The organism is Bacillota bacterium, assembly GCA_013178045.1.
Classification (GTDB): Bacteria; Bacillota; Ch66; order Ch66; family Ch66; genus Ch66.
This window is the reverse complement of the sequence record JABLXP010000009.1, coordinates 22,873-45,266: the sequence shown is the minus strand read 5'-3', so window position 1 is coordinate 45,266 and position 22,394 is coordinate 22,873. Positions and strand designations below refer to the sequence as shown.

Sequence of the window (22,394 nt, the reverse complement as noted above, 5' to 3'; positions counted from 1 at the left end):
CTATAATAAGGGTTATGAAATTAACTAAATTTAACTAAAGAAGGTGAGTCATGGATGGAAAAACTGATCATCACAGTCGCCCCCACTGGGAAAAAGGGTACCAAGCAACACCACCCCAGGTTACCTATGACCCCAGCTGAAATTGCTGAAGAAGTCTATCAGGCCTGGCAAGCAGGGGCCTCGATCGTTCACCTCCACGTGCGCGACTCTCAGGGTAAGGATACTCATGATCTGGAAATCTTTAAAGAAACAATAGAACTGATTCGCCAACGCTGTGATATCATTATTCAAATTTCCACCAGCGGTACCGTTGAAGATTCGATTGAAGACCGCTTAGCACCCATTGCATTAAGGCCGGAAATGGCTACCTTGATCGCAGGGACAGTTAACTTCCAGGACGAAGTATTCTATAGCCCGAAACCTTACATGGAACTGGCCGCCAAAAAGATGCGGGAATACGGTGTGAAACCCGAGCTTGATGTGATGGAAGTAGGTGCAATCAACAACGCCCAGGCCCTGGTCGAGCAGGGGCTAATTTCTCCCCCGCTGCACTTTAATCTTCTTTTCGGTTTGCCTGGATCGATTCCCGGGTCACTCAAAAATGTACTTTATATGGTAGACAATTTACCAGCGGGATCAACCTGGTCACTATCCGCAGTCGGCCGCTGGGAACTGCCGTTGACTACCATGGCGATCCTCCTCGGTGGGCACGTTCGGGTCGGCTTTGAGGACAACCTCTACTACAGCAAAGGAATTAAAGCCGAAAGCAATGCCCAGCTTGTAGAAAGAGTTGTAAGAATCGCGCGTGAGCTCGAACGCGAAGCGGCTTCTCCAGCAGAAGCCAGAAAAATTCTAGGGATTGTTTAAATAAATACAAAAAACTAAGAAACGCCTAGCTCCCTTCAAATGGAGCTAGGCGTTTCTTGATGTCTCTTTGTAATTCTTTGTTAACCCCCGCATCAAATTAAAAGGGAAAGACGATTTCTATTCGGTGGTTATCGATCTTTTCCACCCGGAGGTTCTCTTGATAACGTTTACTGACACCTCTAAAAATCCCGACTGCTAAATCAACCAATCGCCAGGAAGAAAAACACTTTATGATTAGGGTTTTATCATCCTTCCATTCATATTGGAATCTAGGCGGTTTTGTGTTTGTTAAATCGCGCGCAGCCTTCTGGTGAATCTCGTCAATCCGTAAGATCAAGTCCTTCGCCGAATTCACGTTTCTTAAATAAAACCCATACAATTTCGGAGCATAAACCTTAACCCAGTATTCGCCAAACGCTTCCATGATCTGTTCAAACGAAGAATTTAGCACTTTACACGCCGAAGCAATAATCTGAACGGCCAACCTAAAATCAATGCTATTTGTTAGTAAGAACACATGTTGTCTATCTAAACCGGCTCTTTCCAATACTTCCTCCCACTTACTGAGTCCATAATAATCGACCACCATATCCCGCAAACAACTTATAATTACCCCTTTCACTCTTCCACCTCTATTTTAGACTGCACCCCAGTACTGGACTTTAATTTTGTTTTGCCATTATTCAAGGGTTGATTTAAAAAAATATAGTCATTAAAATTAAGATTATTGTTATTACAGTAATTAAACAGGCCCCCAAAAAGCTTTGGCCCGCCATCCTTTTCCCCTGAAAGAACACGAAAAAGATACGAATAATCAATCCCAAAAGCTTCTGCGGCTTGAGGAACAGACTGATTGAACTTTTGTTTAATCAGTTCGCGTAACGCATCCACGTTAACTTTCATTTTCACAAGACATTTTCACCCCCCCTCTTTTGTCTATTGACAATACCATAATATCATGTCTATGGGCAACACTCAAGCCTTTCTTTGTCTGTTAACAACACTTTTTTCTCTTTCTTTATTGTCTATTGGCAATATTCGGGTTACAATATAGTTTGATAAATTTGGGAGGATGTGTGATGGAGAGATTCAACAAATTCGAGTTCGCCCGACTTTTAAATATAGCTAAAGGCCAGCGTTCGATTAATCAGTATGGGTTACAAAGCGAAGTTGACCCCGGGTACATTTCCAGATTACTCCGGGGACTGGTTGATTCACCCCCTTTACCGCCAACAATCAAAAAACTGGCCGATAAAGCCCATAATGAAATTACCTACGAGGATCTCATGGTGGCTGCGGGTTACCTGGAACGCGGCAACCAATCTATACCTGCGACACCTTCCGTGGATGAAATGGCCCGTGTTCCTATCTATGGGGAGGTACGAACTGGTGAACCATTGCTGGTTCTAGAACAAATTATTGGCTACGATTACGTACCGGCCAAAGACGTTAAGGGGGGAGAATATTTCTTTGTCCGCGTCAAGGGCGACAGCATGATTGGCGCACGAATTCAAGACGGCGATCTGGTCTTAGTGCGCAAACAGCCCACCCTTGAAGATGGGCAGATTGGGTTAGTAATTGTCGATGGGAAACCAATGATCAAGAAGTTCTATCGACAAGGAAACCTGGCTATTCTTAAGCCTGAAAATGCCGCTTACCAGCCGATAGTTGCTCCGCTGCCTGAGGTAACCATTGTGGGCGAAGTTGTGGAAGCAAAGATTAAATTTCGTGGCAGGAAATAAGTAGATAGACGCAAAGAAATAACGCCCATGTCGGGCACACACGCAAAAACCAGCCTTTACGGCTGGTTTCATTCTCTTCTGGTGGGTCGCATAGGAATTGAACCTATGACCCCTTCCGCGTCAAGGAAGTGCTCTCCCCCTGAGCTAGCGACCCATATTTATTTTATTTTACCCGCACGGGCTACATTACTTATTATATACAAGCCGCCCAAAAAGTCAAGGGCAACTTTCCTCCTCTAAACCACGGGTATATTTTACTAAAGAATGACCACACTAAAATGATGGGATTTACATTGCCACGCCCTCTTGAGTTTAAACAATTCCAACAGGAGGAAAAAGCCAATGCCAACACCCTTCTATGGCTTACGGGCCATAAGCTTCACCGTCAACGCCTCGGAAGATGAAATTGACGAATATCTCAGAAACTTACCCGAAGAGCGGAGATTACGCTTTTTTAGTCTGCTCAATGACCTGGACGAAGCAGGGTTGATCACTCTGTACAGACCCCATCCCGGTCCTTACTGGATCCCGGAAATCATTCCTTATATGAAGTAGCCGACCACCATCCCGCCTATTATCTGATTAGATTAAATTCAATAGAAGGCATGCATATCTCGGCCTAATAAGAATATTAATAATGATAATAATACGAAATAATACGAAGGTGGTGATCCCATGCGGCTGATCTACTTTTACCATTTATCGGCCAAAGCCAAGATCATCCTAACCCTGTTCTGCACCCTCTTTCTCATTGGTAGCAGTGTGGTTTACGTCCAAGCAGAACACCGACTAAAGCCAACTTTTGAGGTAAAAACCGATCAGAAGGTACTGGCCCTTACCTTTGATATCAGTTGGGGAACTAATACCCCGACCCCGGTGCTTGATATATTAAAAAAGCACAATGTCAGAGCCACCTTTTTTCTCTCTGGCCCATGGGTAAAAAAATACCCCTCCATTCCCCAACGGATTGCCGCTGACGGACACGAAATCGGGAGTCACGGCAATGAACACATTAACTTGAGTACCGTTTCTAAAGAAAAGATCAGGGAAGAAATAATGCTAGCCCACCAGAGCATCCAGGCGGTCACCGGGCACACCCCCAACCTCATCCGGACGCCCAACGGCGACTACAACAACCAAGTCATCAGCACTGCCAACGAATGCGGCTACCGGGTCATTCAATGGGGAACAGATTCTCTCGACTGGAAGAACCCGGGTGTTGATGCCATCGTCAACCGCGTTTTGAAACGCGCCCATCCGGGAGACATCATTCTGATGCACGCCAGTGACACCTGTAAGCAAACAGTTGATGCATTACCGCGCATTATCGAGGGCCTCCGCGAACAGGGCTATCAATTCGTCACGGTTTCGGAACTACTCCAGCTTGAACAAAACCAGATAAATTCTCGTTGATAACACTAGCTCACCCTATAGACCTTGCTCTAACTGATCCATCGCCTGGTTAGCCAGTTCATCCGCCCGGTTGTTCTCTTCATTATCGGCATGCCCCTTGACTTTATGCCAGTGTATCTGATGAACATGCGTTAAGCGAATAATCTCTTCCCATAACTCCCGATTCTTAACGGGTTCCCGGGTGCTGGTCAGCCAGTTGTTTTTTTGCCATTTTTCAATCCAGCCCTGAGTAAAAGCGTTGTGGATATAGGCGCTGTCGGTGTAGAGGTGGACAATCGCGGGTCGTTTCAGTTGGGACAGGGCCGCAATAACCCCCTGCAACTCCATTTGGTTGTTGGTCACATTGCGGAAGCCGGCCGAGATCTCTTTCCTCTTCCCGGAAGCCGGGTGGATCAAGACCGCCCCGTAGCCGCCCACATTAGTTGTTTTCCCGTTTCCCCGACAGCCCCCGTCAGTATAGATAATAACTTCTTCTTGTTTGGCCATCAGAACTCACCTTTTATATTTTAAGTTATCACAATCTTAACACAAAAATGCCTAAAAACGCCAACACATGTTTGAAATCAAAAAATCTCGGAATATCATCCCGAGATATTAATCCGATATAGCCGTTTTGTTTTCTTGGCTATGCTTTTATTGGGCAACCACAGCATATTCTTTTTCAATGCAATGGACTGGTTCATTAAGTCCCAAAATATCTTCTACAGTGTAAAAATCAGCTCGATGGGTAACCACATAGTGGATGACCCGAGTTAAGCAGTCGACAAACGCCATCCGGTTTAAGGACTCGTGTTTAATTTCCAGCTTTTCATTTTCACTAATGAACAACACCTGGTGAATCCCAACCACACCTCCACCCCGAACAGCGTGAATCGCGATCCGGTCGCTAGGCCGTTGACCCATTCTTTCGTGGCCAAAAGTAATGTTATCTGAAGAAACTCCCAACCGCTCACTAAGCACCTGGCCAATTTTCAAGGCGGTCCCTGATGGTGCGTCTTTTTTATGCCGGTGATGGGTCTCGATAATCTCAATATCCCAATCACCCAAAACCTCGGCCGCTCTTCTAATTAATGCCATTAAAACATTAATGCCCAAAGAAAGATTAGGGGCATAGACAATCGATGTCCGGTATCTACTGGCCAGATGGGAAAAATACTGAACTTGCTCCTCGGTAAAACCGGTGGTCCCAATGATCATAGGCTTTCTTTGCTGAACTACCACTGGTAGATTATTTAGGCAAGCCTCAGGCGAGCTAAAATCAATGATCACGTCCGGCTGGGCCCGTCTAATTTCAGTCTCAAGTTGAGTACTTCCCTGAATAAGTACTCCTTGGGAACGAATGCCCAGAATCTCGCCAACATCGTGTCCAATCTTCGGGCTCTTCGGGCTACAAACAACCATGACGAGGGACAATTTCGGATGTTTAATGATTCCTTTCGCTACTTCCGCGCCGGTGCGTCCCAACCCAATCAGTCCAACACTGATCATTAATTTTTCCTCCCTTCCAAAATACCGAACAGACAAAAAATCGATCTACTTAAATCATTGGTTAGGTCACAACAATCTTCATTACATCACCGGGAACCCTCATCACGGCTTCAAAGCTACTAACATTCTAAAACCATCGCTTCATAGGGCTAACACTGCACCTAAATCATTACGACACCTGAAGCCAACGATTTTTGCTAGAAAAAGCAATAACAGTACTAACTTGTTGACAAAATTGTTGTTTGTACCTGACAACTCATAGTATCTGAAAAGTTGTTTGTTCCGACAACTTTATGTTATCATGAAGTTGTCTTTGGGTCAAGCAAAAAAAGCAACCTGATTTTTAGCCAGGTTGTTCAGCTTTTAACAATTCTTCTACTTTACTTACGCAATCGGAAGGTCCAACGTATACTAGCAAATCTCCTTCTTGAATGGTCATCGATACATCAGGAGAAAAAATCTCTTCACCATTCCGTTCTAAAGCCAGCACAGTCGCCCCGGTTCTAGCTCTGAATCCAACCGAAGCCAAGCTCTTTCCAATTAGATATGAGCCTGGTGGTACCTCTACTTCTTCGATTTTTTGCAGCCATCCAGTCATCTTAACCGTGTAACTGATTAGTTTCCCCAGAATTTCGTCTATCTCCCGATTGATCTTGTTCCGTTCCTCAACCAGTTCGCTGATTCGGCTCCGCATATCATCCATAATATGCCGTGTCTCAAACTCTTTGACAAAAAGTTCTGCGGCTTCTCTGGAACCGACGATAATTCCTCGCCCGGCCTCAACCAGTACGACATTCATACTCTGCAACAGAGCCACCGCTCGTCTGATGGTTTCTGGCGAAACATTGTACTGGCCGGCCAGAGTGGAACGCCCATAAAGCTTTTCTCCTTCGATATATTCTTTGCGGACAATTTTGGTCGCTATGTCAAATGCGATTTGTTCATAACGCGCTAGTTCGTAGGCTGACCGTCCTGCTCCTCTCTCACTTCCTTGACCATCACCCTGACCGGATAAAATCGTCGATTTCATAAACAACCCCCATTCATTCCTATCATTTCCTTATTTGAATCAAAGAATCTTACGAATATTATTTATCCAACAGCAAATATGCTTGAATTTTGGGTATTTCTACAAATCTCTAAAAAATCCTTTTTAAAAAGTTTCTTTCATAAAAACTACATTACCAGCTCCTAAAGTCGACCGTGAAAAGTTTCATCCTGTCTGACATAATCGGGCCGGAGGTTTGCCGCCGGCTCACCAATTGATTCTCTCTCGCTACGGACGCCTCTGCCCTAAGCTATGGTTACTGCTACCTTCACCATCCGGGAATTACAATTGTAAGATTCGCCCATGCCGGGCGCACGCACAACATCGGCGTCAGCCTTCAGGCTGACGCCGATGTTTCCCCTCATGCACTATAGAGTCAAGGCACCCCCGCTCGTCTTGATGACCTTGAGAATCTGTTCTTCTTCGCCATTAATTGCATTGATGTAGATATAAAATTCCTCGTCCTGCACTCTCCCCTTAGCCTCATAGCATAAGACCTCTTCCAAGGTTTCTAAGGGGATCAAGGCTAACCGCACATGCTCAACCTTAAGTCTCTGACTGACCAGTTCCCGAACTTCTGCTTCGGTCACATTAGGTTTCGGCAAAGAGCGCTCGTGATGGTTCATCAGATAGTTTAAAGCCTCATAGCCGATCACCTGCCCGTTGTCGAGGGCAACCGTGATCTTGATCAGGTCGGGATAAATAATAACGCCGTCCTGCATTGGACTGAAGTTGATCGTCGCCCTTCCTTCATCCAAATGGGCAAAATTAGGCATAAAACCGCGGAAACCGTTTCTTTCCAGGAACTGTTTTGCCTTGGCAACGGCTTGCTCCTGGTTAAGCGTCGGAGCACCTAAGGGCCGCGCGTTCAGAAAATTAACGACGTGGCCACCTTGATGGCTAACATCAACCAGAATCTCCTCTGGACTGTTCGCAACATCCTGGGTAACCAGGACGCGGAAAACCGGGATTTTGCCGTTCCCCCCGCCATACGATCTGACGGTATAAGTCTTGCTGGGATCAACCTCTACAAACCGTCTGGCAATCTGCTGGGCATCGGCTTCGGTGATCTTATTTCCAGTTAACCCCTTGGGTTTAACCTGATCGATGTGGTCAGAAAAGGGTCCATCATAGATTAAGGTCGGCAGTTCTTGCATCGATTTGTCAATCCGCTGGAAACCAACCTCAGCCACATTTTCTGAGACGTTTTTCAGCAGGCCCGGACTCGTTTCTCTGATCGAGCCCCAGGCAAAGCGCTTCTCCCCGATTTCGTTTCTTAATTTCTGCAACTCCGCAGTCAGCGAGTCGGCATCCTTTTGTAGCCGCTCCAGCGTTTCGCGCTGTTGATCATTCATCTGGGTCCCCCGGGCAATCTGCTTGGCCAGGCTGTAGGCAAAATCCCCCGTTTGGGTCAAAAATTTTTCAGTCTGGGAAATGATTACTTGGGAAATTGGCAACATCCCCAAATCTTCCTGAGCCACATAGGCCTGGCGCCAGACATCAGAAAACAACAAAATATTTTGCCGGGGTGAAGTAGAAACTAAGCCCTTACTTAGCAAAACATCAATATTTTCCACAGCAGCCACGAGCTCATAGAATGACCGCTGATAATTGTTTTCCACGTAGTTGCGGAGTTGGGTTTTGGTCCGGTGCTCGGTGTATCCCCAGACGGCTGTGCCGACCAGGGCCACCGACAAAACTATGCTCAGCCAATATCGTTTCACTGACATCACCCTTTCGTTTTGCTTAATCCCTTGGCTTGTCTAACGGGCAAAAATGTGTTTCCCGATCTGAGTAATAATTGGCCGCCCATAAATCCATTGGTTGGTTGTCTTGGCCGGATTATAGTAGTATAGAGCCCCGTACGTCGGGTCCCACCCGTTTAAGGCATCGATTGCCGCCCGGCGGGCTTCAGGAGTTGGTTCCAGATTAATCTGCCCGTCTGCGACTGCGGTAAAGGCCCCGGGCTGGTAAACCACACCGGCAATCGAATTGGGGAACTTTCCACTACGCACTCGGTTAAGAATCACCGCTCCGACAGCTACCTGCCCAATGTAGGGCTCCCCCCTGGCTTCACCCGTGATGGCACGGGCTAATATCTCCACTTCGTCACTATAGGACACCCCACGCGTACTTACTGCAGTTCTTGTTACTGGACCTGTACTGAAACCCAAAGCCGCCCAGGTAGCATTTCCACAAACGCCGTCCGGGGTTAAACCATTCTTCCGCTGAAAATCTTTGACAGCGGCAAAGGTCCGCGGCCCGTAGATTCCGTCAATCGGGCCCCGGTAGTAACCCCACTGCTGCAGCTTCCACTGGACCAGACGAACATCGCGCCCGCTGCTCCCCCAATATAAAGTGGGGCGCTGAGCCGAAGCCCGCTGCGGGGGATAACTGATCCAAAGCAAGGTAATCACGAACACCAGAAAAACGAGGGTTGAAATAATCCTCAGTTGACTGCGTCCAAGCATACTACTCCTCCTCTTACTGAAATACGCTTTTCAACCCTATTTTTTCTTCGTTTCTTTCAAGATATACCAACCCTTTATTTAATAAATCAATGGCATTTCTCTCAAATTATGGGGATTTTTTAATAAAAATTTTCTCTATGTATGTAAGTATTTTTCAAAAAGTGGGTATAATACGAACGGGATTAATTTCCCACCCCTTATATATCCTCCTTGGAATCCCCGGGTCTTGTACCCGGGGATTTTATTTTGAATATAATTTTAAAAAATATGTGATTTTTTGGAGGAAATTCCTTCGATTCTCTCGAATACAATATATTAAATACAACATGTCGGCTCGTAGGAAGATTTCGTCAGAAGGGGCAGAGCAAACTTGAACCAAACAGGGGAAAGAAAACCAATAAGTAACAAGGAGGGGATGAAGATGACAACCAAGTGGGTAAAAATAGACCGGCAGGAAGCGGTCACTCTGGCTAAGTTCTGTCAATACAAAGATTCGAAAAGTTGTTGGGTTCGTTGTAACTATCTTGGAGACCATCACCACTGTTGTGCCTGGTGCCACGAATATGAACGTTGTCCTCACGGAGTGTTTTGTCCCACTTTTGAAAAAAGAGTACCCTCCAAGGCTGAAGAATCACCTGAAACTGAGGAACTGGTGGAATAGGCGCAATTTTAGCTTCTAGCTTATCCCCCCGTGAAGGAATGAAGAGTGATCGCGTCGAATTATGCTAATAAAAGTCGCAGGAAAGGGCGAGTTTGGGGTGATCACTCATTTGTCGATCTGGTTCAATCACTTACTGCTTTTCGTTGATCAAGCCATGGATTTTCTGACTATGCTTGAAGTTAAGATGGGTGAAGAAAGAATCGGGATGGTCACCGCTCTTTTCTTCACCCTGTGGACATTTTTTGGTCATTTCATTAGTACCGGCCGGCGAACGACCCGGTCTAAAGCACTGGCTCAGGCTTTAATTCGAAGCAGTTGGGTCTTTCCCATTGTCTATATTCCCTCAATCAAGGCTCCGATGTGGTTGGCTTTGATCTTTACTATCTTCATCAGCCTTGGGACATGGTTGATCCTGAGAAAGATAGCCCACGAAGAATACCCCCAGCAGCGTCACCGGTCGCTTAAACACCGGGATTTAGAATCCGCAGGGAATGAAGTCACGTAAAACAGGATATACTAACGACGACGGGGAAACCACCCTCCCCGTTCATATATTCTCTTTGAGAAACCCCTGGGAGCGGCTCCTCAGGGGTTTCGTTGTTCTTTTTATATATTTATTGAGGATAATTATTGAGGATAATGCCCTCCGCTGAGAAACAGACCCCTTCGAGGGCTAAAAGATACCTCTTCCAGGTCAGGCCACTGGAAAAACCACCGAGCATCCCCCGGTGAGCAGTCACTCGGTGACAAGGTACGACGATCAAAAAACGGTTATGCCCAACAGCCTGACCTACGGCTCTGGCTGCTTTTGGTTGACCGATTTGTTCAGCCACCCATTTGTAACTGCGGGTTTCTCCATAAGGAATATCCCGAACCAACGTCAGAACCCGCTGACAGAAGAGGGAATAGTCAGAGAAGTCTAGTGGATAATGAGCGAAAGTCACTTGCTCTCCTCGCCAATAATTCAAGAGATCATTCTCTAATGAGGGGTAGCTCCGCTGAACAGCCCTACTTAAAACCGGGTGCAACAGCAATTCTTCGACCGTCTTAGTCCGGTCTTTCTGCGGTAAGGTCACCGCGTACAGGCCCCGTCCTGTCCAGCCAAAACCAACCCACCCATGCGGGGTCCCCACAACATTGTACCAGGTCAACAAATCCCTTCAACCCTTCCGAGTTTAATCATATTCTCATTATACTATGTCTTGGCTGAAACAGGATCATCTCTCCAGTTAGACAGATTAGGCTTAGAAAAATCCCCCATTTTCTCGCATAACCCGGATCACTTCAGGTAATCGGTCTTCGGTTGTCACAACCGTCACCATAAAGGCTCTTCCCCCCGCTTGCCCATAACTGCGCGCAGACATTCCGCTGACCGATGGATCAGCGCCCAACAAAATTCGGGCATCCTGATTCGCCCGTAGGTCGGTGTCAGCAGAGTACAAAGCCAGTCCGGTTAAGGTATTGGTTTGACCAGTGATGGGGCTGTTGTATTCCGTATCGTTGACCACACCGTAACGACTGACCCAGTCAACTTGCACTGTTTCAATTCCCATATTCTTAAGAGTATTGGCAACTTCATTGGCTGCAGTGTCGCTAGGGAAATAAGCCAGAATCGAACGTTCATTGGCATTCAGTTTCATCTTTTTTTCCTCCGCGATTAGTAATAACTGAATTATTCGTTACCATTGTTAGTTTTATCTAAGCCACTTAAATACATTCAATCATTTCTAACCATTCCACAGTATCTTCAAACCGGTGGCTACACCCAATTTGACACATAACCTGAAATACCGCATAATCTATATCAAATTAATAATGCAAAACTACTTCCTTTAAAATCGGGAAATACTCAACCGGTGTCAGGAGGTGATAGGGGTTATATGATCGACTTCTCATTACTAGAGGTCCGGAGCCAACATGGTAAATATGTGTTTTACTACCAGGGAAATCGAATGGCCATTGTAAAGTGTTATCTTCGAAATGCCGAGTTAGTTGGGGCAGTTAAAGCCACTAACGATCAGATAAATGAGAAAAGTCAAGGTGTAGAAAATCCTAAAGTTCGTTCCTTGGCCGTTGCTCAAATAAAAAAACTTCTCCCGGCCGATCTTGATTTACGGCCCGAAGACCTGCTCGGATATGAAGTTTCTCCCTGCTCGGAAATGAAAAAAATGGCTATGCAAGGACCACTAGAAGAATATCAGCACTTACTGGACTATATTCGAGAAACAGCTCTTCAGCGTTTTGTTAACGACCTGATTAAACTGGTCAGGGACGATATTCGGCGCGCTTTAGATGACTACATCAATGAAGCTTACGGAATTATTGAACAAAATGAACACAACCTGCTGACTGTATTTCAAAAACGTTCGGAAAACACCATCGACCTTATTAAAACACAACTGCCCGATGAAAACAAACTCTCCCAGGCAGTTGGGATATAATCTATGAACAGATTTTAGCCACTCAGCAATATGCATTTGCTCTCGGTTATGCCTATGTACGGTGGGAAACCAGGGAATACAACTAAATACTAGACGCTTATGAGTAAGTCACCCCGCTGGGGTGACTTTTGTTTTTTCTCAGCAGGACAAACTTGATCAGATCGCGAAGTTCATTTTTTAAAAGTTTATTTTTATAGGGGGTCTTGAAAATCGGGTTGTTCAGATTAGTATTAACAATATTGTTCATTTTCTTAGTTTATAGCATAGTATCGCCTATCGTAAAGAAAGTGGTAGAAAATCTCCGGTTCTATCATTTTTGGGAACCAAGAACCAGATGTCCGAACTGTAAACAGGCTCTACATTATCCAAAAAACGCTAAAACAGTAATTTGCCCAAACTGCAAGACAAAAATTATTAACTGGCCATAAAAAATTTTTTAATTATCTTAATGTTCTGTACAATTATTTAATAACGTAGTATAATAATAACAAAGCCCTCCTTGGTAATACTCATTTAAGCGCTCACCTACTACTCTTTCCTCCTTTTGCCCTGTTGAAGGGCCTTTTTTCTTGTTACTCAAAACTTTAAGGGTTTTTAAGAGAGTATGATCGCTCAAAGCAATTAAATTTGGTTTTGGTATTTATTTATTTTATTTCGTATGGTATAATGTATACAGTAAACAGTTGATAAATAGGGAGGATAGCCATGATGTGGAATACCCTAGCTGAAGTTGAAGAGGCTGTTCAATTCCTTGTAAAATTTTATGCGCAACAAGGAACCCTACCGGAAACTGTAATTGAAACATACAAAGAACATCTCAAGAAATCGGCTGAAGATTTGGTCCTCAAGTTTTATGACTTATTGCTAGACGATTACTACGTCTCAGGGATAATTGACTACCTTAACTAAAACGCCCTGGGGGGCTTTTTTATTTTGCCCATCTTCAGGGACAGGCTTGTCGATCAGCTGGTGTATGTCTTCGCATATCAGGGCTGTAGGTTTGAGCGCCGCCGCTTCACTGACAAACTGTCTGGTCAGATGTGCTTATTTTCCGTGGAGCCGGAGGTCACCCGTGTACACTACCCACCCCGCAGAAGTCTTGATACCGAACGCAGCGCTTCCAGAAGGAAGCCGCCTCATCAAGAACGGCTTCGCAATTGAAGATGTGAAAACATCTCTGCTCATACAGCACCTGGCGGTAATTAGTTGCCTGGATGAGCCCATCTCAGCAGCGGTAATATTCTCAGGGCTAAATGATCGGAAAAGCCGAAGGTGTTCTGGAAACTAAGGAACTTTTCGAAATACATGCCCTCAGCCTTGTAATCGGTGCCGAAGTCCAGCATTAAAGCTGTTCCATTGTCCTCCAGGAGTATCTTGTTGCCGCCAATGCAGTCGGCGCCATCGTAGAAGGTTATTGAGACAGACATCTATTGAAAACCACCTTGTATTTCAGTCTCCATGTAAAGCAAAGTTCTTCAACGAATTGCCGTTTCCTGCTACTGGGTTTCACAAGGAATTTCTATTTATCCCCCTAATCAATCCGAAAAAGCTCTGGCATTACCAAGGCACCAGGTTGTTTGAGCTGGCCCTGTTTGTTAGTTAGGTTGTCTTTAAGGCACAATGGGAAAGTAGGAGGTAAAAGGCTTTATTGTGACTTTCCGCTGGGTCTAGAGGAAGGTTTCCACCCAGAGCAGGTCCCTGCGGTGGATTAGATGCATTCGGCGCAAAAGCGCTAAAAGTGCTGGAAATGCCTGGTTCTTACGGAATACACTGTCTTTGCTATGGTCTTGAACCGATTAATTGCCCCTCAGAGCAAGCTCCGAGTCAGCGAATGGGCAAAGGAAGACGTTTATGAACCCAGGTTCTCATACCTTCAGCTCCATCACTACCACCGGTCTCTGGACTTTCTAGCTCAGCATAAAGAGAGCCTTAAAGAGCAGTTGTTTTTCCAGGGCCGGGACCTTTTTAACCAGACGGTTGACCCGGTGTTTTTCGATACCACGACCTTCACCTTCGCGGTGCCGCTATTAGCGGCAAGCGGCATGGGAACTCCTACCAATTCCACATCAGAAAAAGAGCGAGTGTTGGAAAACTCGCTCTTTTTCTGCGCTTGATCCAGATTAGAATGTAAGTCCGCTTATTAATATAGTGCCCAAGGCCAGCAAAGTCATATAATCGGCCGTGCTCATTATAATTTCCCGATGGTTTGAGCGGGGACCGGCACCGAAGCCTCTGACTTCCATGGAGATAGCCATTTTTTCGGCTTTTTTTGCGGCCGAAACCAAGAGGGGAATGGCCAGCGGAACAACGATAACTAATTTCTTGAAAGGGTTCCTGGTGTCTGCTTGGTAACCCCTGGACATTTGAGCTTGCAGGATCTGTTCCATTTCATTCAGGAAAGTTGGGAAAAACCTTAACGCAATTGTTAGGATAAATGCGTATTTAAATGGTACTCTCAGCTTGTCGACCAGGAGAACCACGATGTCGGTTACAGGGGTGGTCATGAGCAAAATTGGGATCGTTGAAACGGTGTTCACCATGCGGAGGGCCATCACCAGACTAAGGTTCAGCCCAACGTCAGTGATTCGACCAAGGTGGAAATACGGTATCACGTAAAAAAGCGTCTGGCCCTCAGTGACGAAAAAGATTTGGAAGACAACCAGGAACAAGGCAAACACAAACAACCCTTTGATTACTGGTAAAATCCGGTTGAAAACCCGGCCGACCAGGGCGATGAGCAGGTTGGACATCAAAATCCCGGCCAGGATTATTGGCTCGGCAAAGCGAAAACTCAGGATGATAACCACAAATGTCCAGACAATCTTTGTCATTGGGTTCAGTCGGTGAAGAAAAGAATCTCCTTTGACATACTCAACGAAGGCCGGCATTTTTCTCACTTCCAAGATAAAACATGATCGCGTTAAACATTTCCTCAACGGTGTAGACGTCATTGAATAAACCTTGTTTATGAAACTTCTCGGCCAGCAGGTAAATCTGGGGTGGTTGCAGGCCTGAAGCAGCCAGACTGGCCGTTTTGCTCAGCACCTTTTTGGTGGGGCCATCCTGGAGCACCTCGCCGTTTTTCAGGATGATTACCCTTTTGGCGTATCTGGCTACCAGTTCCATGTCATGGGTGACGATGATGATGGTCTTCCCCTCTTCATTTAATTTCTTAATGATTTCCATAATCGCGATTCCTTCCTGGTAATCCAGGCCGGTGGTGGGTTCGTCTAAGACAAGATTTTCGGTGTTCACGGCCAGGACCGAAGCCAGGGCGACTCGCTGGCGCTGACCTTTGCTGAGAGAAAAGGGATTGCACTGTAGATAAGTCGAGATTCCAACCTTTTCTGCTGCCTGCCTCACCAGCATGTCCAGGTCGCTGTGGTTTATCCCGAGGTTTTTTAATCCGAACGCGATTTCTTCGTAGACTGTCGGGCAAAAAATCTGGTGGTCCGGGTTCTGAAACAGAAACCCGATCTGACGGGCAAGCTGGCTGGTTTTGGTCTTAGCCACGTCCAGGTTATTGACTAGTACTCTACCCGCGGTTGGTTTTAACAGACCGTTAAAGTGCTTTAAGAGAGTGGTTTTTCCTGCGCCGTTTTGCCCGATGATGGCGACAAACTCACCATCCTTAATGGTGAAACTGAGTCCTTTTAAGATTTCGCTGCCGTTGTTATAACGATAACTCAAGTTTTGCACATGGATCATTTTACATCACTCCAAGTTTTCGGCTGCTTTGTCTTGACAGTACCTGGCAGACAATGAGATAGGCCTCTTCAACATTTACGGGCAAATCCCCACCGTACATCCCGGCTTTTTTTAACCGGTAAGCCAGTTGGGTAACAGGAGGACAGTTAATTCCTAGATTTTGTAAAAGGTCCTGTTGAGCAAGAACCATCCGGGTTGGACCGTCGAGGATTATTCTGCCTTGATCCATAACTATTAACCGCGAACAATACTGGGACAATAGCTGGACCTTTTGTTCGACAATGACGATGGTGATGTTGTATTCCCGGTTGAGTTTTTTTAAGGTGTTGAAAACATCAAGTGCCCCCTGTGGGTCTAATTCTGAGGTGGGTTCATCCAAAACCAGAATTTTGGGGCGAAGAGCGACCGCGGCCGCGATAGCGACCCGTTGTTTTTGTCCGCCAGAAAGTTGCGTCGTGGGGGAATGTCTTAGCTGGGATATCCCGACGAGCTCCAGGCTTTCGGTAATCCGGGAATGAATTTCGTTACGCGGTGTGTTGAGGTTTTCTAACCCGAAGGCTATTTCATCCTCGACGATAGCTAAAACAAGCTGGGCTTCCGGGTCTTGAAACACACTGCCGATGGAACAGGCCAGAGCGGCACAACTGTGCTCAGCTGTATTCTTTCCGTCGCAGATCACCGTCCCGGCAAAATCACCCGGCTGGAAGTGAGGGATCACCCCGTTTAAACACATCGTGAAGGTGGACTTGCCGGCTCCCGTGGGGCCGACTACGCCCACGAATTCTCCTGGGGAGATATTCAGGTTTATATTCTTAAGCGCCGGGGCAGTAGCATTGCTGTAGCTAAAGGTAAGATTCCTGACCTGAATCATATGATTACTCCTTTTTAGCCACGGCGGTTTTAAGGGGATAATAGATTAGTTGGGCGATAACTGTGTTAGCCAGCGCTGTTGTCAACACAACGAGAAGCAGGGCAGTAAATGCTTTACCGCCAGCCGCGCCCCTAAATAGGAGAATAGATTTCATGGTGGTGATATAGGTCAGTCCGCTGGCCAGTGTCCCAAGCAAAGTCACGACGGCTGGCTTAAAGGAATAGTTTTTGAATGACAATTTAAAAGGGGCTTTGACCAGGGCCAAGGCCACCAACGCGCCAATAGGTTCGCTGATAAAATTGATGTAGGGAATGGCGGATTTACTGGTTAGCTGACAGATTGCCGCCGCAATTAAGCTGATCCCCAGGACTTCGGATACTCTTGGCTTTAAAAGACAAATGGCCAGACAGTACATGACGATGACGAAGTTGGGGGTAATTCCCGCCACGGAAGGGGTAAAAAGTCTTAATACGGCCCCTGCGGCCAGAAGCATCCCCACCAAAACGAGATCCGCGGTTTTCAAGCCGTCTCTTCGCGCCATACCTTTTTTTGTTACTGTCTGCATAAAAAATCAACCTCCTTCGGATTATTGTGGTGAGCCGAGAAGGTTGAGATGAAAAATGAAATAGCCAGGAAAAGTCCTGACTATAAACTAGCTTGTTCATTTATAGTAGGCCTCTTCTCATCTCATCTCAACTATTCTCTTCTCAGCTCAGCTCATAACACTAATTACTTTCATTTTACAAAGAACTGAAATTGTCCGTCAATACCTCTTGGTGAAATTTTTAGAACGAATAATTCCCCCAGGGTATTCGAACCCCTCTTTTTTTGCTTGGCTTGCAAAAACCCGCCAACTTTATACCATCCTGTTATATCTCTTTGCACATTCGGGCCCAGTGATCCCGTAGAAAATCTACTGCACCGCTAAAAAGGCTTCTACGTCGTCTATCTCAGCTATTACCCCGATGTTGATTGTTTTACCCTGCTGGTTTACTCCACGGATATGACGCCGCACTATCGAAATTGATCCAAGGCCGATAATCAAAGCGCCTATTATTTTATTAATGGTTGACATACCATCAAATGGTTTGTTATGATGACATTGTTAACCTATAATCTATAAATGGTTAACAATACATCTAGGAGGTGGTTTTTTGCGTTTAAAACACAGAGACATGGTTTTGGCCGCTATGTTTGCCGCCTTAACCGCTGTTGGGGCTTTTGTCAAGATCCCCATCCCTTACGTACCGTTTACGTTACAGTTTTTCTTTGTTCTGCTGGCCGGTGCTCTGCTGGGTAGTCGACTAGGCTTACTCAGCCAATTAGTTTACTTGACAGTAGGTTTAATTGGGATACCAGTTTTTACTATGGGTGGAGGGCCATCATACATCCTTCAACCTACTTTCGGTTATCTTATTGGGTTTGCAGTTACCGCCTATGTTGTCGGCCGTTTAACTGAAACACAGACGGAAATTAAGTTTTATCGCTGCTTATTAGCTAACCTTGCTGGTTTGGCAGTAACATATACATTCGGGGTAATTTACCTGTTTCTCATTGTCAACTGGGTATTACATAAAACCTTACCCTTCAGTCAGGCTGTTTGGTTTGGGGCTGTGATTTGTTCACCCGGCGATATTATTCTGTCAATCATCGGAGCTGCTGTCAGTGTCAAGCTCGGTAGAGCATTACCTAATCTCAGGAAAAGGGAGATGATCGTCAATTGACTAAAGGCTACTTCATTACCGGTACCGACACCGGCGTAGGCAAAACGGTTGTTACCGCCGGACTAATGGCTGGATGGCGACAGCGTGGAATTGAAGCGATCGCCATGAAACCCGTAGCCACTGGAGGAGTCTTGGTAGACGGTCAATTAATTGCCGAGGACGCCCAGTTCTATCTAAAAACAGGTAATCTAGACCTGCCGCAAAGCGACATCAATTGTTACTGTTTTCAACCCGCCGTTTCGCCACATCTAGCTGCGGCTCTAACCGGCCAACAGATCCAGTTATCGGTGATCCGGCAAGCCTTCACTCGGCTGACTAAGCAATACCAGCTCGTCCTGGTTGAAGGAGCCGGTGGATTGTGCGTCCCCTTGACTGGGCCGGAGTTTACCATGGCCGATTTGGCAAAGGACCTGGGACTGCCACTAATTATTGTCGCCCGACCGGGTTTAGGCACCATTAACCATACCGTCCTTACCGTAAAATGGGCCCAACACCTTGGTCTAACTGTTAAAGGGATCATCATCAACGGCTGTAACCCGACCGGTCTTGACCTGATGGAACAAAATAACGTGGCCATGATCACGCAAATGACCGGTGCCCCCATTCTTGGATTACTCCCTCAGGTTGATGGTCTAAGCGTGGAAAAAAACAATCCGGTGAACCTTGTGGAAATAATAAACGCCCACCTAAACTGGCATGAATTACTTGAGCCGTAAGAAGAATCAAGGAGGATATGAAGCAGATGACTACATATTCAATTGAGCACTTGGCTGAATGGGACAAGGAGTTTGTCTGGCATCCCTTTACCCAGATGCAAGAGTATCGACAGGAAGAACCACTCATTATTGAGCGAGGAGAAGGTAGTTATCTCATTGATGTTATGGGAAGACGCTACCTGGACGGAATTTCTTCACTATGGGTAACCGTCCATGGACACAACCATCCCGTCCTTAATTCAGCCCTCAAAAAACAGATTGACCAGATCGCCCATTCTACCCTGCTTGGCCTGGCCAATGTCCCGTCCATTTTGCTGGCTAAAAAATTAGTAGAAATTAGCCCTCCAGGGCTGAATAAAGTTTTCTATTCCGATGCCGGCGCTACCGCAGTTGAAATCGCCCTGAAGATCGCCTACCAGTACTGGCAATTGAAAGACAATGGTCGATACAAGTCAAAAACCAAGTTCATCTCGCTCGGAGAAGCTTACCACGGGGATACGATTGGCTCAGTCAGCGTTGGTGGCATTGAATTATTTCACTCCATTTTCAAACCTCTCCTATTCAATGTCTACCATATTCCCACTCCTTATTGCTACCGTTGTCCGCTTAGTCAGGCGACTGACGGTTGTCAGCAGGAATGCCTGGCAGTGGCAGAACAAGTGATCAGCGAACACGCCCATGAAGTCGCCGCCTTAATTATCGAACCCCTGGTTCAGGGAGCTGCAGGGATGATCGTCCAACCGCCGGGATTCCTCCGCCGTCTTAGGGAAATCTGCACCCGGTATAATGTATTGCTGATCTGTGACGAGGTGGCTGTCGGCTTTGGTCGGACTGGCACCATGTTCGCTTCTGAACAAGAAGGAGTATCCCCTGATTTGATGTGTGTGGCCAAAGGTCTTACTGGCGGCTACCTGCCGCTGGCGGCCACCTTGACGACCGACGAGGTTTATTCGGCCTTTCTGGGGAAACACAGCGAAAACAAGACCTTCTTTCATGGCCATACCTATACGGGCAACCCGCTGGGATGCGCCGTGGCCTTAGCCAGCCTCAGACTATTCGAAGAAAACAATCTGCTTGCGTCAGTTCAGGAAAAAGCCGCTTTTCTGGCTCAAGAATTGAAGCGATTTAACGAATTACCTCACGTGGGAGAAATCCGCCAAAAGGGAATGATGATTGGGATCGAACTGGTTCAAGACAAGGCAACAAAAACACCTTATCCGCCTGAAATAAATATCGGTCACCAGGTTATTCTGGAAGCCCGCCGACGTGGTCTCGTCATCCGGCCCCTGGGGAATGTCATTGTCCTCATGCCCATTCTGGCCATGAGCCTTGATGAACTCAAGCAAGTTGTCGACATCACCTATGACTCGATTCGGGTCGTTACGGAGGTGAGCCGCAAATGTTAAGAGAGCTGGTAACCAGGATTAAAGCTGGAGGAGAAATTACTTATGAGGAGGCTAAAGAGTGTTCATCCCTTGAAGGGACAAAGTTATTCGAATTGCTCTATTGGGCTGGTGATTTGACACGTTACTATCATGGCCAGAAGGTTGACCTGTGTGCTATTATCAACGCTAAATCAGGACGTTGTTCGGAAGATTGCCAATACTGTGCCCAATCCGCCCATTATCAAACAAGTGCCGAGAGTTATCCCCTACTCTCGGCTGAACAAGTTTTAGTACACGCTAAAGAAATGGAAGCTGCTGGCGTGAAACGGTATGCGTTGGTCACCAGCGGACGTGGGTTAGGTGATCGAGACTTCGCTCAAACCCTGGAAATTTATGACCTACTGCGCCGTCATACTAACCTGAGCCTGTGTGCCTCTTTTGGTATCATCAGCCTTGATAAACTCAGACAGCTAAAAGAAGTCGGCGTAACCAGATATCACCACAACCTTGAAACCAACCAGAGTTACTTTGGAAAAATCTGCACCACTCACACCTACGATGAACGCATCGCGACCATCAAAAATGCCCAGCAGGTTGGGCTTCAGGTCTGCAGTGGGGGGATCATCTCCCTCGGCGAAACTTGGGATGACCGACTTGAGCTGGCCTTTACCTTAAAGGCACTTCAGGTCGACTCCGTGCCTATTAACATCTTGCACCCCATCAAAGGCACGCCTTTAGAAAGTCAACCTGTAATGTCGCCTTTGGACATTCTCAAAACCATCGCCATCTTTCGTTTGATCATGCCCCAGACCAGTTTACGAATTTGTGGTGGACGGGAAAACGCGCTCAGGGACTTACAGGCTCTGGTTTTAACGGCTGGTATTGATGCCGTTCTGGTTGGGAACTATTTGACCACAAAAGGTAGAACTATAGCCATAGACATTCAAATGATTTACGATTTAGGGTTAAACGTATGATAGAATAAGTACCCGATTATATACGTTAGTTAAGTCCTTATAATTGGGTAAAAACGAAAGATGCCAAAACAAAGCCGCCGGTTAAAACGATGTTAGCCAAACAACCCAAACCAAGGAGGTCTTGCAATGGCTCAATACCATGCTACCATCGAATTATTAGCTTGCGCTCAGCTTGAGCAACAGCCAGGCCTCCGGGATATCAGCGCTATGCTTAATAAAATTAAGGACAGCAAAGGCAAGCTGGTAGTAATCATTACCAATATGCTTGATTTGCTGGCAAGCGAAATCTCCTGCATTTATCGCCACCGCTGGCAGATAGAACTGTTTTTCAAGTGGATAAAACAGCACCTTAAGATCAAACACTTCTATGGCTTAAGCCTGGCGGCGGTAGAAAATCAGATATTCATAGCCTTAATCACCTACTGTCTGGCTTTATTGCTCCCGTCGCGAACTGGTAGTCGGGGGCCGCTGCTACATGTAACCCAGTTGCTGAAAAACTGTATTTGTCTGCCGTTTATCGCATTTATAAAACTGCTCAAGCGCGAGGCAGCAAGGTTTTCAAAAGGGCGGCGGAAGCTCAAAGACGAAATGATAATATACCGATTCACCGTAAAGCAGGTGATGTCTGGGGATTTAGACTCTTTTAAGGTCAAATTATTTTATGCAACACTACTGAAAAAATATATAATAAAAATAAAAGAGGCCGGGATCACCATACAGGATCACTCCCAGTCCGTTCAAAATTTTTCCTTTAAGTTTTTAACCTCAAATTTAACCTATTTACCTCCAAGCATGGAGATAAACATGCCAGCAGCGACAGCTGTCCCAATAACCCCAGCCACTTATGGTCTTTGTCCTTGATCTGTACAGCGGGTCAGTGAC

General features: G+C 46.1%; 29 protein-coding genes and 1 tRNA gene. 14 read left to right on the top strand and 16 right to left on the bottom strand.

Features of this window, described 5'->3' with window-relative positions; translation table 11 throughout:
- Nucleotides 1-54: 54 nt before the first annotated feature.
- Nucleotides 55-867 (top strand): 3-keto-5-aminohexanoate cleavage protein, encoded by an 813-nt coding sequence (locus HPY81_06510; protein ID NPV27092.1) that lies wholly within the window; start codon nucleotides 55-57, stop codon nucleotides 865-867.
- A gap of 97 nt (nucleotides 868-964) precedes the next feature.
- Here HPY81_06510 and HPY81_06505 read toward each other — a convergent pair whose 3' ends face one another.
- Both HPY81_06505 and HPY81_06500 read right to left on the bottom strand, forming a co-directional pair.
- A complete protein-coding gene (locus HPY81_06505) occupies nucleotides 965-1,489 on the bottom strand; it encodes a heme NO-binding domain-containing protein (protein NPV27091.1) in 525 nt (174 codons plus the stop codon).
- Nucleotides 1,486-1,776 (bottom strand): hypothetical protein, encoded by a 291-nt coding sequence (locus tag HPY81_06500; protein NPV27090.1) that lies wholly within the window; start codon nucleotides 1,774-1,776, stop codon nucleotides 1,486-1,488. The genes HPY81_06505 and HPY81_06500 overlap by 4 nt, the downstream gene beginning before the upstream one ends.
- Nucleotides 1,777-1,946: 170 nt before the next feature.
- Between HPY81_06500 and HPY81_06495 the strand changes: the two genes are divergently transcribed.
- A complete protein-coding gene (locus tag HPY81_06495) occupies nucleotides 1,947-2,609 on the top strand; it encodes a hypothetical protein (protein ID NPV27089.1) in 663 nt (220 codons plus the stop codon).
- Nucleotides 2,610-2,688: 79 nt separating this feature from the next.
- Here HPY81_06495 and HPY81_06490 read toward each other — a convergent pair.
- Nucleotides 2,689-2,763 (bottom strand) — tRNA-Val (locus HPY81_06490).
- Nucleotides 2,764-2,951: 188 nt separating this feature from the next.
- Here HPY81_06490 and HPY81_06485 point away from each other — a divergent pair.
- Nucleotides 2,952-3,164 (top strand): hypothetical protein, encoded by a 213-nt coding sequence (locus tag HPY81_06485; GenBank protein NPV27088.1) that lies wholly within the window; start codon nucleotides 2,952-2,954, stop codon nucleotides 3,162-3,164.
- Nucleotides 3,165-3,284: 120 nt separating this feature from the next.
- Nucleotides 3,285-4,022: a polysaccharide deacetylase family sporulation protein PdaB gene (gene pdaB / locus HPY81_06480; GenBank protein ID NPV27087.1), complete on the top strand. Its 738-nt coding sequence runs from the start codon at nucleotides 3,285-3,287 to the stop codon at nucleotides 4,020-4,022.
- A 15-nt stretch (nucleotides 4,023-4,037) separates the two neighbouring features.
- Here pdaB and rnhA read toward each other — a convergent pair whose 3' ends face one another.
- The 5 genes from rnhA to sleB all read right to left on the bottom strand — a co-directional run bounded on the left by rnhA (nucleotide 4,038) and on the right by sleB (nucleotide 9,029).
- Nucleotides 4,038-4,508 (bottom strand): ribonuclease HI, encoded by a 471-nt coding sequence (gene rnhA, locus HPY81_06475; GenBank protein ID NPV27086.1) that lies wholly within the window; start codon nucleotides 4,506-4,508, stop codon nucleotides 4,038-4,040.
- Nucleotides 4,509-4,655: 147 nt separating this feature from the next.
- Nucleotides 4,656-5,510, bottom strand: coding sequence for a 4-hydroxy-tetrahydrodipicolinate reductase (locus tag HPY81_06470; GenBank protein NPV27085.1), 855 nt, complete (start codon nucleotides 5,508-5,510; stop codon nucleotides 4,656-4,658).
- A gap of 343 nt (nucleotides 5,511-5,853) precedes the next feature.
- On the bottom strand, nucleotides 5,854-6,540 hold the full coding sequence (locus HPY81_06465) for a GntR family transcriptional regulator (GenBank protein NPV27084.1): 687 nt from the start codon (nucleotides 6,538-6,540) through the stop codon (nucleotides 5,854-5,856).
- 386 nt (nucleotides 6,541-6,926) lie between these two features.
- A complete protein-coding gene (gene ypeB, locus HPY81_06460; protein ID NPV27083.1) occupies nucleotides 6,927-8,282 on the bottom strand; it encodes a germination protein YpeB in 1,356 nt (451 codons plus the stop codon).
- A gap of 39 nt (nucleotides 8,283-8,321) precedes the next feature.
- Entirely contained in the window at nucleotides 8,322-9,029 is a 708-nt protein-coding gene (gene sleB, locus HPY81_06455; protein ID NPV27082.1) for a spore cortex-lytic enzyme, read from the bottom strand.
- Nucleotides 9,030-9,450: 421 nt separating this feature from the next.
- Between sleB and HPY81_06450 the strand changes: the two genes are divergently transcribed.
- Both HPY81_06450 and HPY81_06445 read left to right on the top strand, forming a co-directional pair.
- The gene (locus tag HPY81_06450) at nucleotides 9,451-9,690 is read left to right on the top strand and encodes a hypothetical protein (GenBank protein ID NPV27081.1); all 240 of its coding nucleotides are present in this window, start codon (nucleotides 9,451-9,453) and stop codon (nucleotides 9,688-9,690) included.
- Between the two features lie 61 nt (nucleotides 9,691-9,751).
- Complete coding sequence (locus HPY81_06445) at nucleotides 9,752-10,195, top strand: hypothetical protein (GenBank protein ID NPV27080.1); 444 nt, start codon at nucleotides 9,752-9,754, stop codon at nucleotides 10,193-10,195.
- A 109-nt stretch (nucleotides 10,196-10,304) separates the two neighbouring features.
- Here the strand turns inward: HPY81_06445 and HPY81_06440 are convergent, their stop codons facing one another.
- Nucleotides 10,305-10,775, bottom strand: coding sequence for an MGMT family protein (locus HPY81_06440; GenBank protein ID NPV27079.1), 471 nt, complete (start codon nucleotides 10,773-10,775; stop codon nucleotides 10,305-10,307).
- A gap of 159 nt (nucleotides 10,776-10,934) precedes the next feature.
- Nucleotides 10,935-11,330 (bottom strand): hypothetical protein, encoded by a 396-nt coding sequence (locus HPY81_06435; GenBank protein NPV27078.1) that lies wholly within the window; start codon nucleotides 11,328-11,330, stop codon nucleotides 10,935-10,937.
- Nucleotides 11,331-11,570: 240 nt separating this feature from the next.
- Here HPY81_06435 and HPY81_06430 point away from each other — a divergent pair, with 240 nt between their 5' ends.
- Both HPY81_06430 and HPY81_06425 read left to right on the top strand, forming a co-directional pair.
- The gene (locus HPY81_06430) at nucleotides 11,571-12,131 is read left to right on the top strand and encodes a hypothetical protein (GenBank protein NPV27077.1); all 561 of its coding nucleotides are present in this window, start codon (nucleotides 11,571-11,573) and stop codon (nucleotides 12,129-12,131) included.
- 708 nt (nucleotides 12,132-12,839) lie between these two features.
- Complete coding sequence (locus HPY81_06425; protein NPV27076.1) at nucleotides 12,840-13,040, top strand: hypothetical protein; 201 nt, start codon at nucleotides 12,840-12,842, stop codon at nucleotides 13,038-13,040.
- 293 nt (nucleotides 13,041-13,333) lie between these two features.
- Here the strand turns inward: HPY81_06425 and HPY81_06420 are convergent, their stop codons facing one another.
- A complete protein-coding gene (locus HPY81_06420) occupies nucleotides 13,334-13,558 on the bottom strand; it encodes a hypothetical protein (GenBank protein NPV27075.1) in 225 nt (74 codons plus the stop codon).
- Between the two features lie 360 nt (nucleotides 13,559-13,918).
- Here HPY81_06420 and HPY81_06415 point away from each other — a divergent pair, with 360 nt between their 5' ends.
- On the top strand, nucleotides 13,919-14,245 hold the full coding sequence (locus HPY81_06415; GenBank protein NPV27074.1) for a hypothetical protein: 327 nt from the start codon (nucleotides 13,919-13,921) through the stop codon (nucleotides 14,243-14,245).
- A 6-nt stretch (nucleotides 14,246-14,251) separates the two neighbouring features.
- Here the strand turns inward: HPY81_06415 and HPY81_06410 are convergent, their stop codons facing one another.
- The 5 genes from HPY81_06410 to HPY81_06390 all read right to left on the bottom strand — a co-directional run bounded on the left by HPY81_06410 (nucleotide 14,252) and on the right by HPY81_06390 (nucleotide 17,785).
- The gene (locus HPY81_06410; protein ID NPV27073.1) at nucleotides 14,252-15,019 is read right to left on the bottom strand and encodes an energy-coupling factor transporter transmembrane protein EcfT; all 768 of its coding nucleotides are present in this window, start codon (nucleotides 15,017-15,019) and stop codon (nucleotides 14,252-14,254) included.
- A complete protein-coding gene (locus HPY81_06405; GenBank protein NPV27072.1) occupies nucleotides 15,003-15,839 on the bottom strand; it encodes an energy-coupling factor transporter ATPase in 837 nt (278 codons plus the stop codon). Before HPY81_06405 ends, HPY81_06410 begins: the two co-directional genes overlap by 17 nt.
- 1 nt (nucleotide 15,840) lies before the next feature.
- Nucleotides 15,841-16,710, bottom strand: coding sequence for an ATP-binding cassette domain-containing protein (locus HPY81_06400; protein ID NPV27071.1), 870 nt, complete (start codon nucleotides 16,708-16,710; stop codon nucleotides 15,841-15,843).
- 4 nt (nucleotides 16,711-16,714) lie between these two features.
- Nucleotides 16,715-17,275 carry a hypothetical protein gene (locus HPY81_06395; protein NPV27070.1) on the bottom strand — a complete coding sequence of 187 codons (561 nt, stop codon included), beginning with the start codon at nucleotides 17,273-17,275 and terminating at the stop codon, nucleotides 16,715-16,717.
- 348 nt (nucleotides 17,276-17,623) lie between these two features.
- The gene (locus tag HPY81_06390) at nucleotides 17,624-17,785 is read right to left on the bottom strand and encodes a hypothetical protein (GenBank protein NPV27069.1); all 162 of its coding nucleotides are present in this window, start codon (nucleotides 17,783-17,785) and stop codon (nucleotides 17,624-17,626) included.
- Between the two features lie 100 nt (nucleotides 17,786-17,885).
- Between HPY81_06390 and HPY81_06385 the strand changes: the two genes are divergently transcribed.
- From HPY81_06385 to HPY81_06365, 5 genes are all read left to right on the top strand, one after another.
- A complete protein-coding gene (locus HPY81_06385; GenBank protein ID NPV27068.1) occupies nucleotides 17,886-18,434 on the top strand; it encodes a biotin transporter BioY in 549 nt (182 codons plus the stop codon).
- Complete coding sequence (gene bioD / locus HPY81_06380; protein ID NPV27067.1) at nucleotides 18,431-19,150, top strand: dethiobiotin synthase; 720 nt, start codon at nucleotides 18,431-18,433, stop codon at nucleotides 19,148-19,150. The genes HPY81_06385 and bioD overlap by 4 nt, the downstream gene beginning before the upstream one ends.
- Before the next feature lie 26 nt (nucleotides 19,151-19,176).
- Nucleotides 19,177-20,556 (top strand): adenosylmethionine--8-amino-7-oxononanoate transaminase, encoded by a 1,380-nt coding sequence (bioA, locus tag HPY81_06375; GenBank protein NPV27066.1) that lies wholly within the window; start codon nucleotides 19,177-19,179, stop codon nucleotides 20,554-20,556.
- Nucleotides 20,550-21,512, top strand: coding sequence for a biotin synthase BioB (gene bioB / locus HPY81_06370; protein ID NPV27065.1), 963 nt, complete (start codon nucleotides 20,550-20,552; stop codon nucleotides 21,510-21,512). The genes bioA and bioB overlap by 7 nt, the downstream gene beginning before the upstream one ends.
- Before the next feature lie 126 nt (nucleotides 21,513-21,638).
- Complete coding sequence (locus HPY81_06365) at nucleotides 21,639-22,373, top strand: transposase (protein ID NPV27064.1); 735 nt, start codon at nucleotides 21,639-21,641, stop codon at nucleotides 22,371-22,373.
- The last annotated feature ends 21 nt before the right edge of the window (nucleotides 22,374-22,394 follow it).

What these genes read in the sequence shown, in the direction of transcription:
- HPY81_06445 (NPV27080.1), top strand. Translation starts at nt 9,752, where the DNA reads ATGCTAATAAAAGTCGCAGGAAAGGGCGAGTTTGGGGTGATCACTCAT.
- HPY81_06400 (NPV27071.1), bottom strand. Translation starts at nt 16,710, where the DNA reads ATGATTCAGGTCAGGAATCTTACCTTTAGCTACAGCAATGCTACTGCC.
- HPY81_06495 (NPV27089.1), top strand. Translation starts at nt 1,947, where the DNA reads ATGGAGAGATTCAACAAATTCGAGTTCGCCCGACTTTTAAATATAGCT.
- HPY81_06385 (NPV27068.1), top strand. Translation starts at nt 17,886, where the DNA reads ATGGTTTTGGCCGCTATGTTTGCCGCCTTAACCGCTGTTGGGGCTTTT.
- HPY81_06420 (NPV27075.1), bottom strand. Translation starts at nt 13,558, where the DNA reads ATGTCTGTCTCAATAACCTTCTACGATGGCGCCGACTGCATTGGCGGC.
- bioA (NPV27066.1), top strand. Translation starts at nt 19,177, where the DNA reads ATGACTACATATTCAATTGAGCACTTGGCTGAATGGGACAAGGAGTTT.
- HPY81_06405 (NPV27072.1), bottom strand. Translation starts at nt 15,839, where the DNA reads ATGATCCATGTGCAAAACTTGAGTTATCGTTATAACAACGGCAGCGAA.
- HPY81_06430 (NPV27077.1), top strand. Translation starts at nt 11,571, where the DNA reads ATGATCGACTTCTCATTACTAGAGGTCCGGAGCCAACATGGTAAATAT.
- HPY81_06485 (NPV27088.1), top strand. Translation starts at nt 2,952, where the DNA reads ATGCCAACACCCTTCTATGGCTTACGGGCCATAAGCTTCACCGTCAAC.
- HPY81_06410 (NPV27073.1), bottom strand. Translation starts at nt 15,019, where the DNA reads ATGCCGGCCTTCGTTGAGTATGTCAAAGGAGATTCTTTTCTTCACCGA.
- HPY81_06450 (NPV27081.1), top strand. Translation starts at nt 9,451, where the DNA reads ATGACAACCAAGTGGGTAAAAATAGACCGGCAGGAAGCGGTCACTCTG.
- HPY81_06395 (NPV27070.1), bottom strand. Translation starts at nt 17,275, where the DNA reads ATGCAGACAGTAACAAAAAAAGGTATGGCGCGAAGAGACGGCTTGAAA.
- rnhA (NPV27086.1), bottom strand. Translation starts at nt 4,508, where the DNA reads ATGGCCAAACAAGAAGAAGTTATTATCTATACTGACGGGGGCTGTCGG.
- sleB (NPV27082.1), bottom strand. Translation starts at nt 9,029, where the DNA reads ATGCTTGGACGCAGTCAACTGAGGATTATTTCAACCCTCGTTTTTCTG.
- HPY81_06425 (NPV27076.1), top strand. Translation starts at nt 12,840, where the DNA reads ATGTGGAATACCCTAGCTGAAGTTGAAGAGGCTGTTCAATTCCTTGTA.
- HPY81_06510 (NPV27092.1), top strand. Translation starts at nt 55, where the DNA reads ATGGAAAAACTGATCATCACAGTCGCCCCCACTGGGAAAAAGGGTACC.
- HPY81_06435 (NPV27078.1), bottom strand. Translation starts at nt 11,330, where the DNA reads ATGAAACTGAATGCCAATGAACGTTCGATTCTGGCTTATTTCCCTAGC.
- HPY81_06390 (NPV27069.1), bottom strand. Translation starts at nt 17,785, where the DNA reads ATGTCAACCATTAATAAAATAATAGGCGCTTTGATTATCGGCCTTGGA.
- pdaB (NPV27087.1), top strand. Translation starts at nt 3,285, where the DNA reads ATGCGGCTGATCTACTTTTACCATTTATCGGCCAAAGCCAAGATCATC.
- bioB (NPV27065.1), top strand. Translation starts at nt 20,550, where the DNA reads ATGTTAAGAGAGCTGGTAACCAGGATTAAAGCTGGAGGAGAAATTACT.
- HPY81_06365 (NPV27064.1), top strand. Translation starts at nt 21,639, where the DNA reads ATGGCTCAATACCATGCTACCATCGAATTATTAGCTTGCGCTCAGCTT.
- HPY81_06465 (NPV27084.1), bottom strand. Translation starts at nt 6,540, where the DNA reads ATGAAATCGACGATTTTATCCGGTCAGGGTGATGGTCAAGGAAGTGAG.
- HPY81_06470 (NPV27085.1), bottom strand. Translation starts at nt 5,510, where the DNA reads ATGATCAGTGTTGGACTGATTGGGTTGGGACGCACCGGCGCGGAAGTA.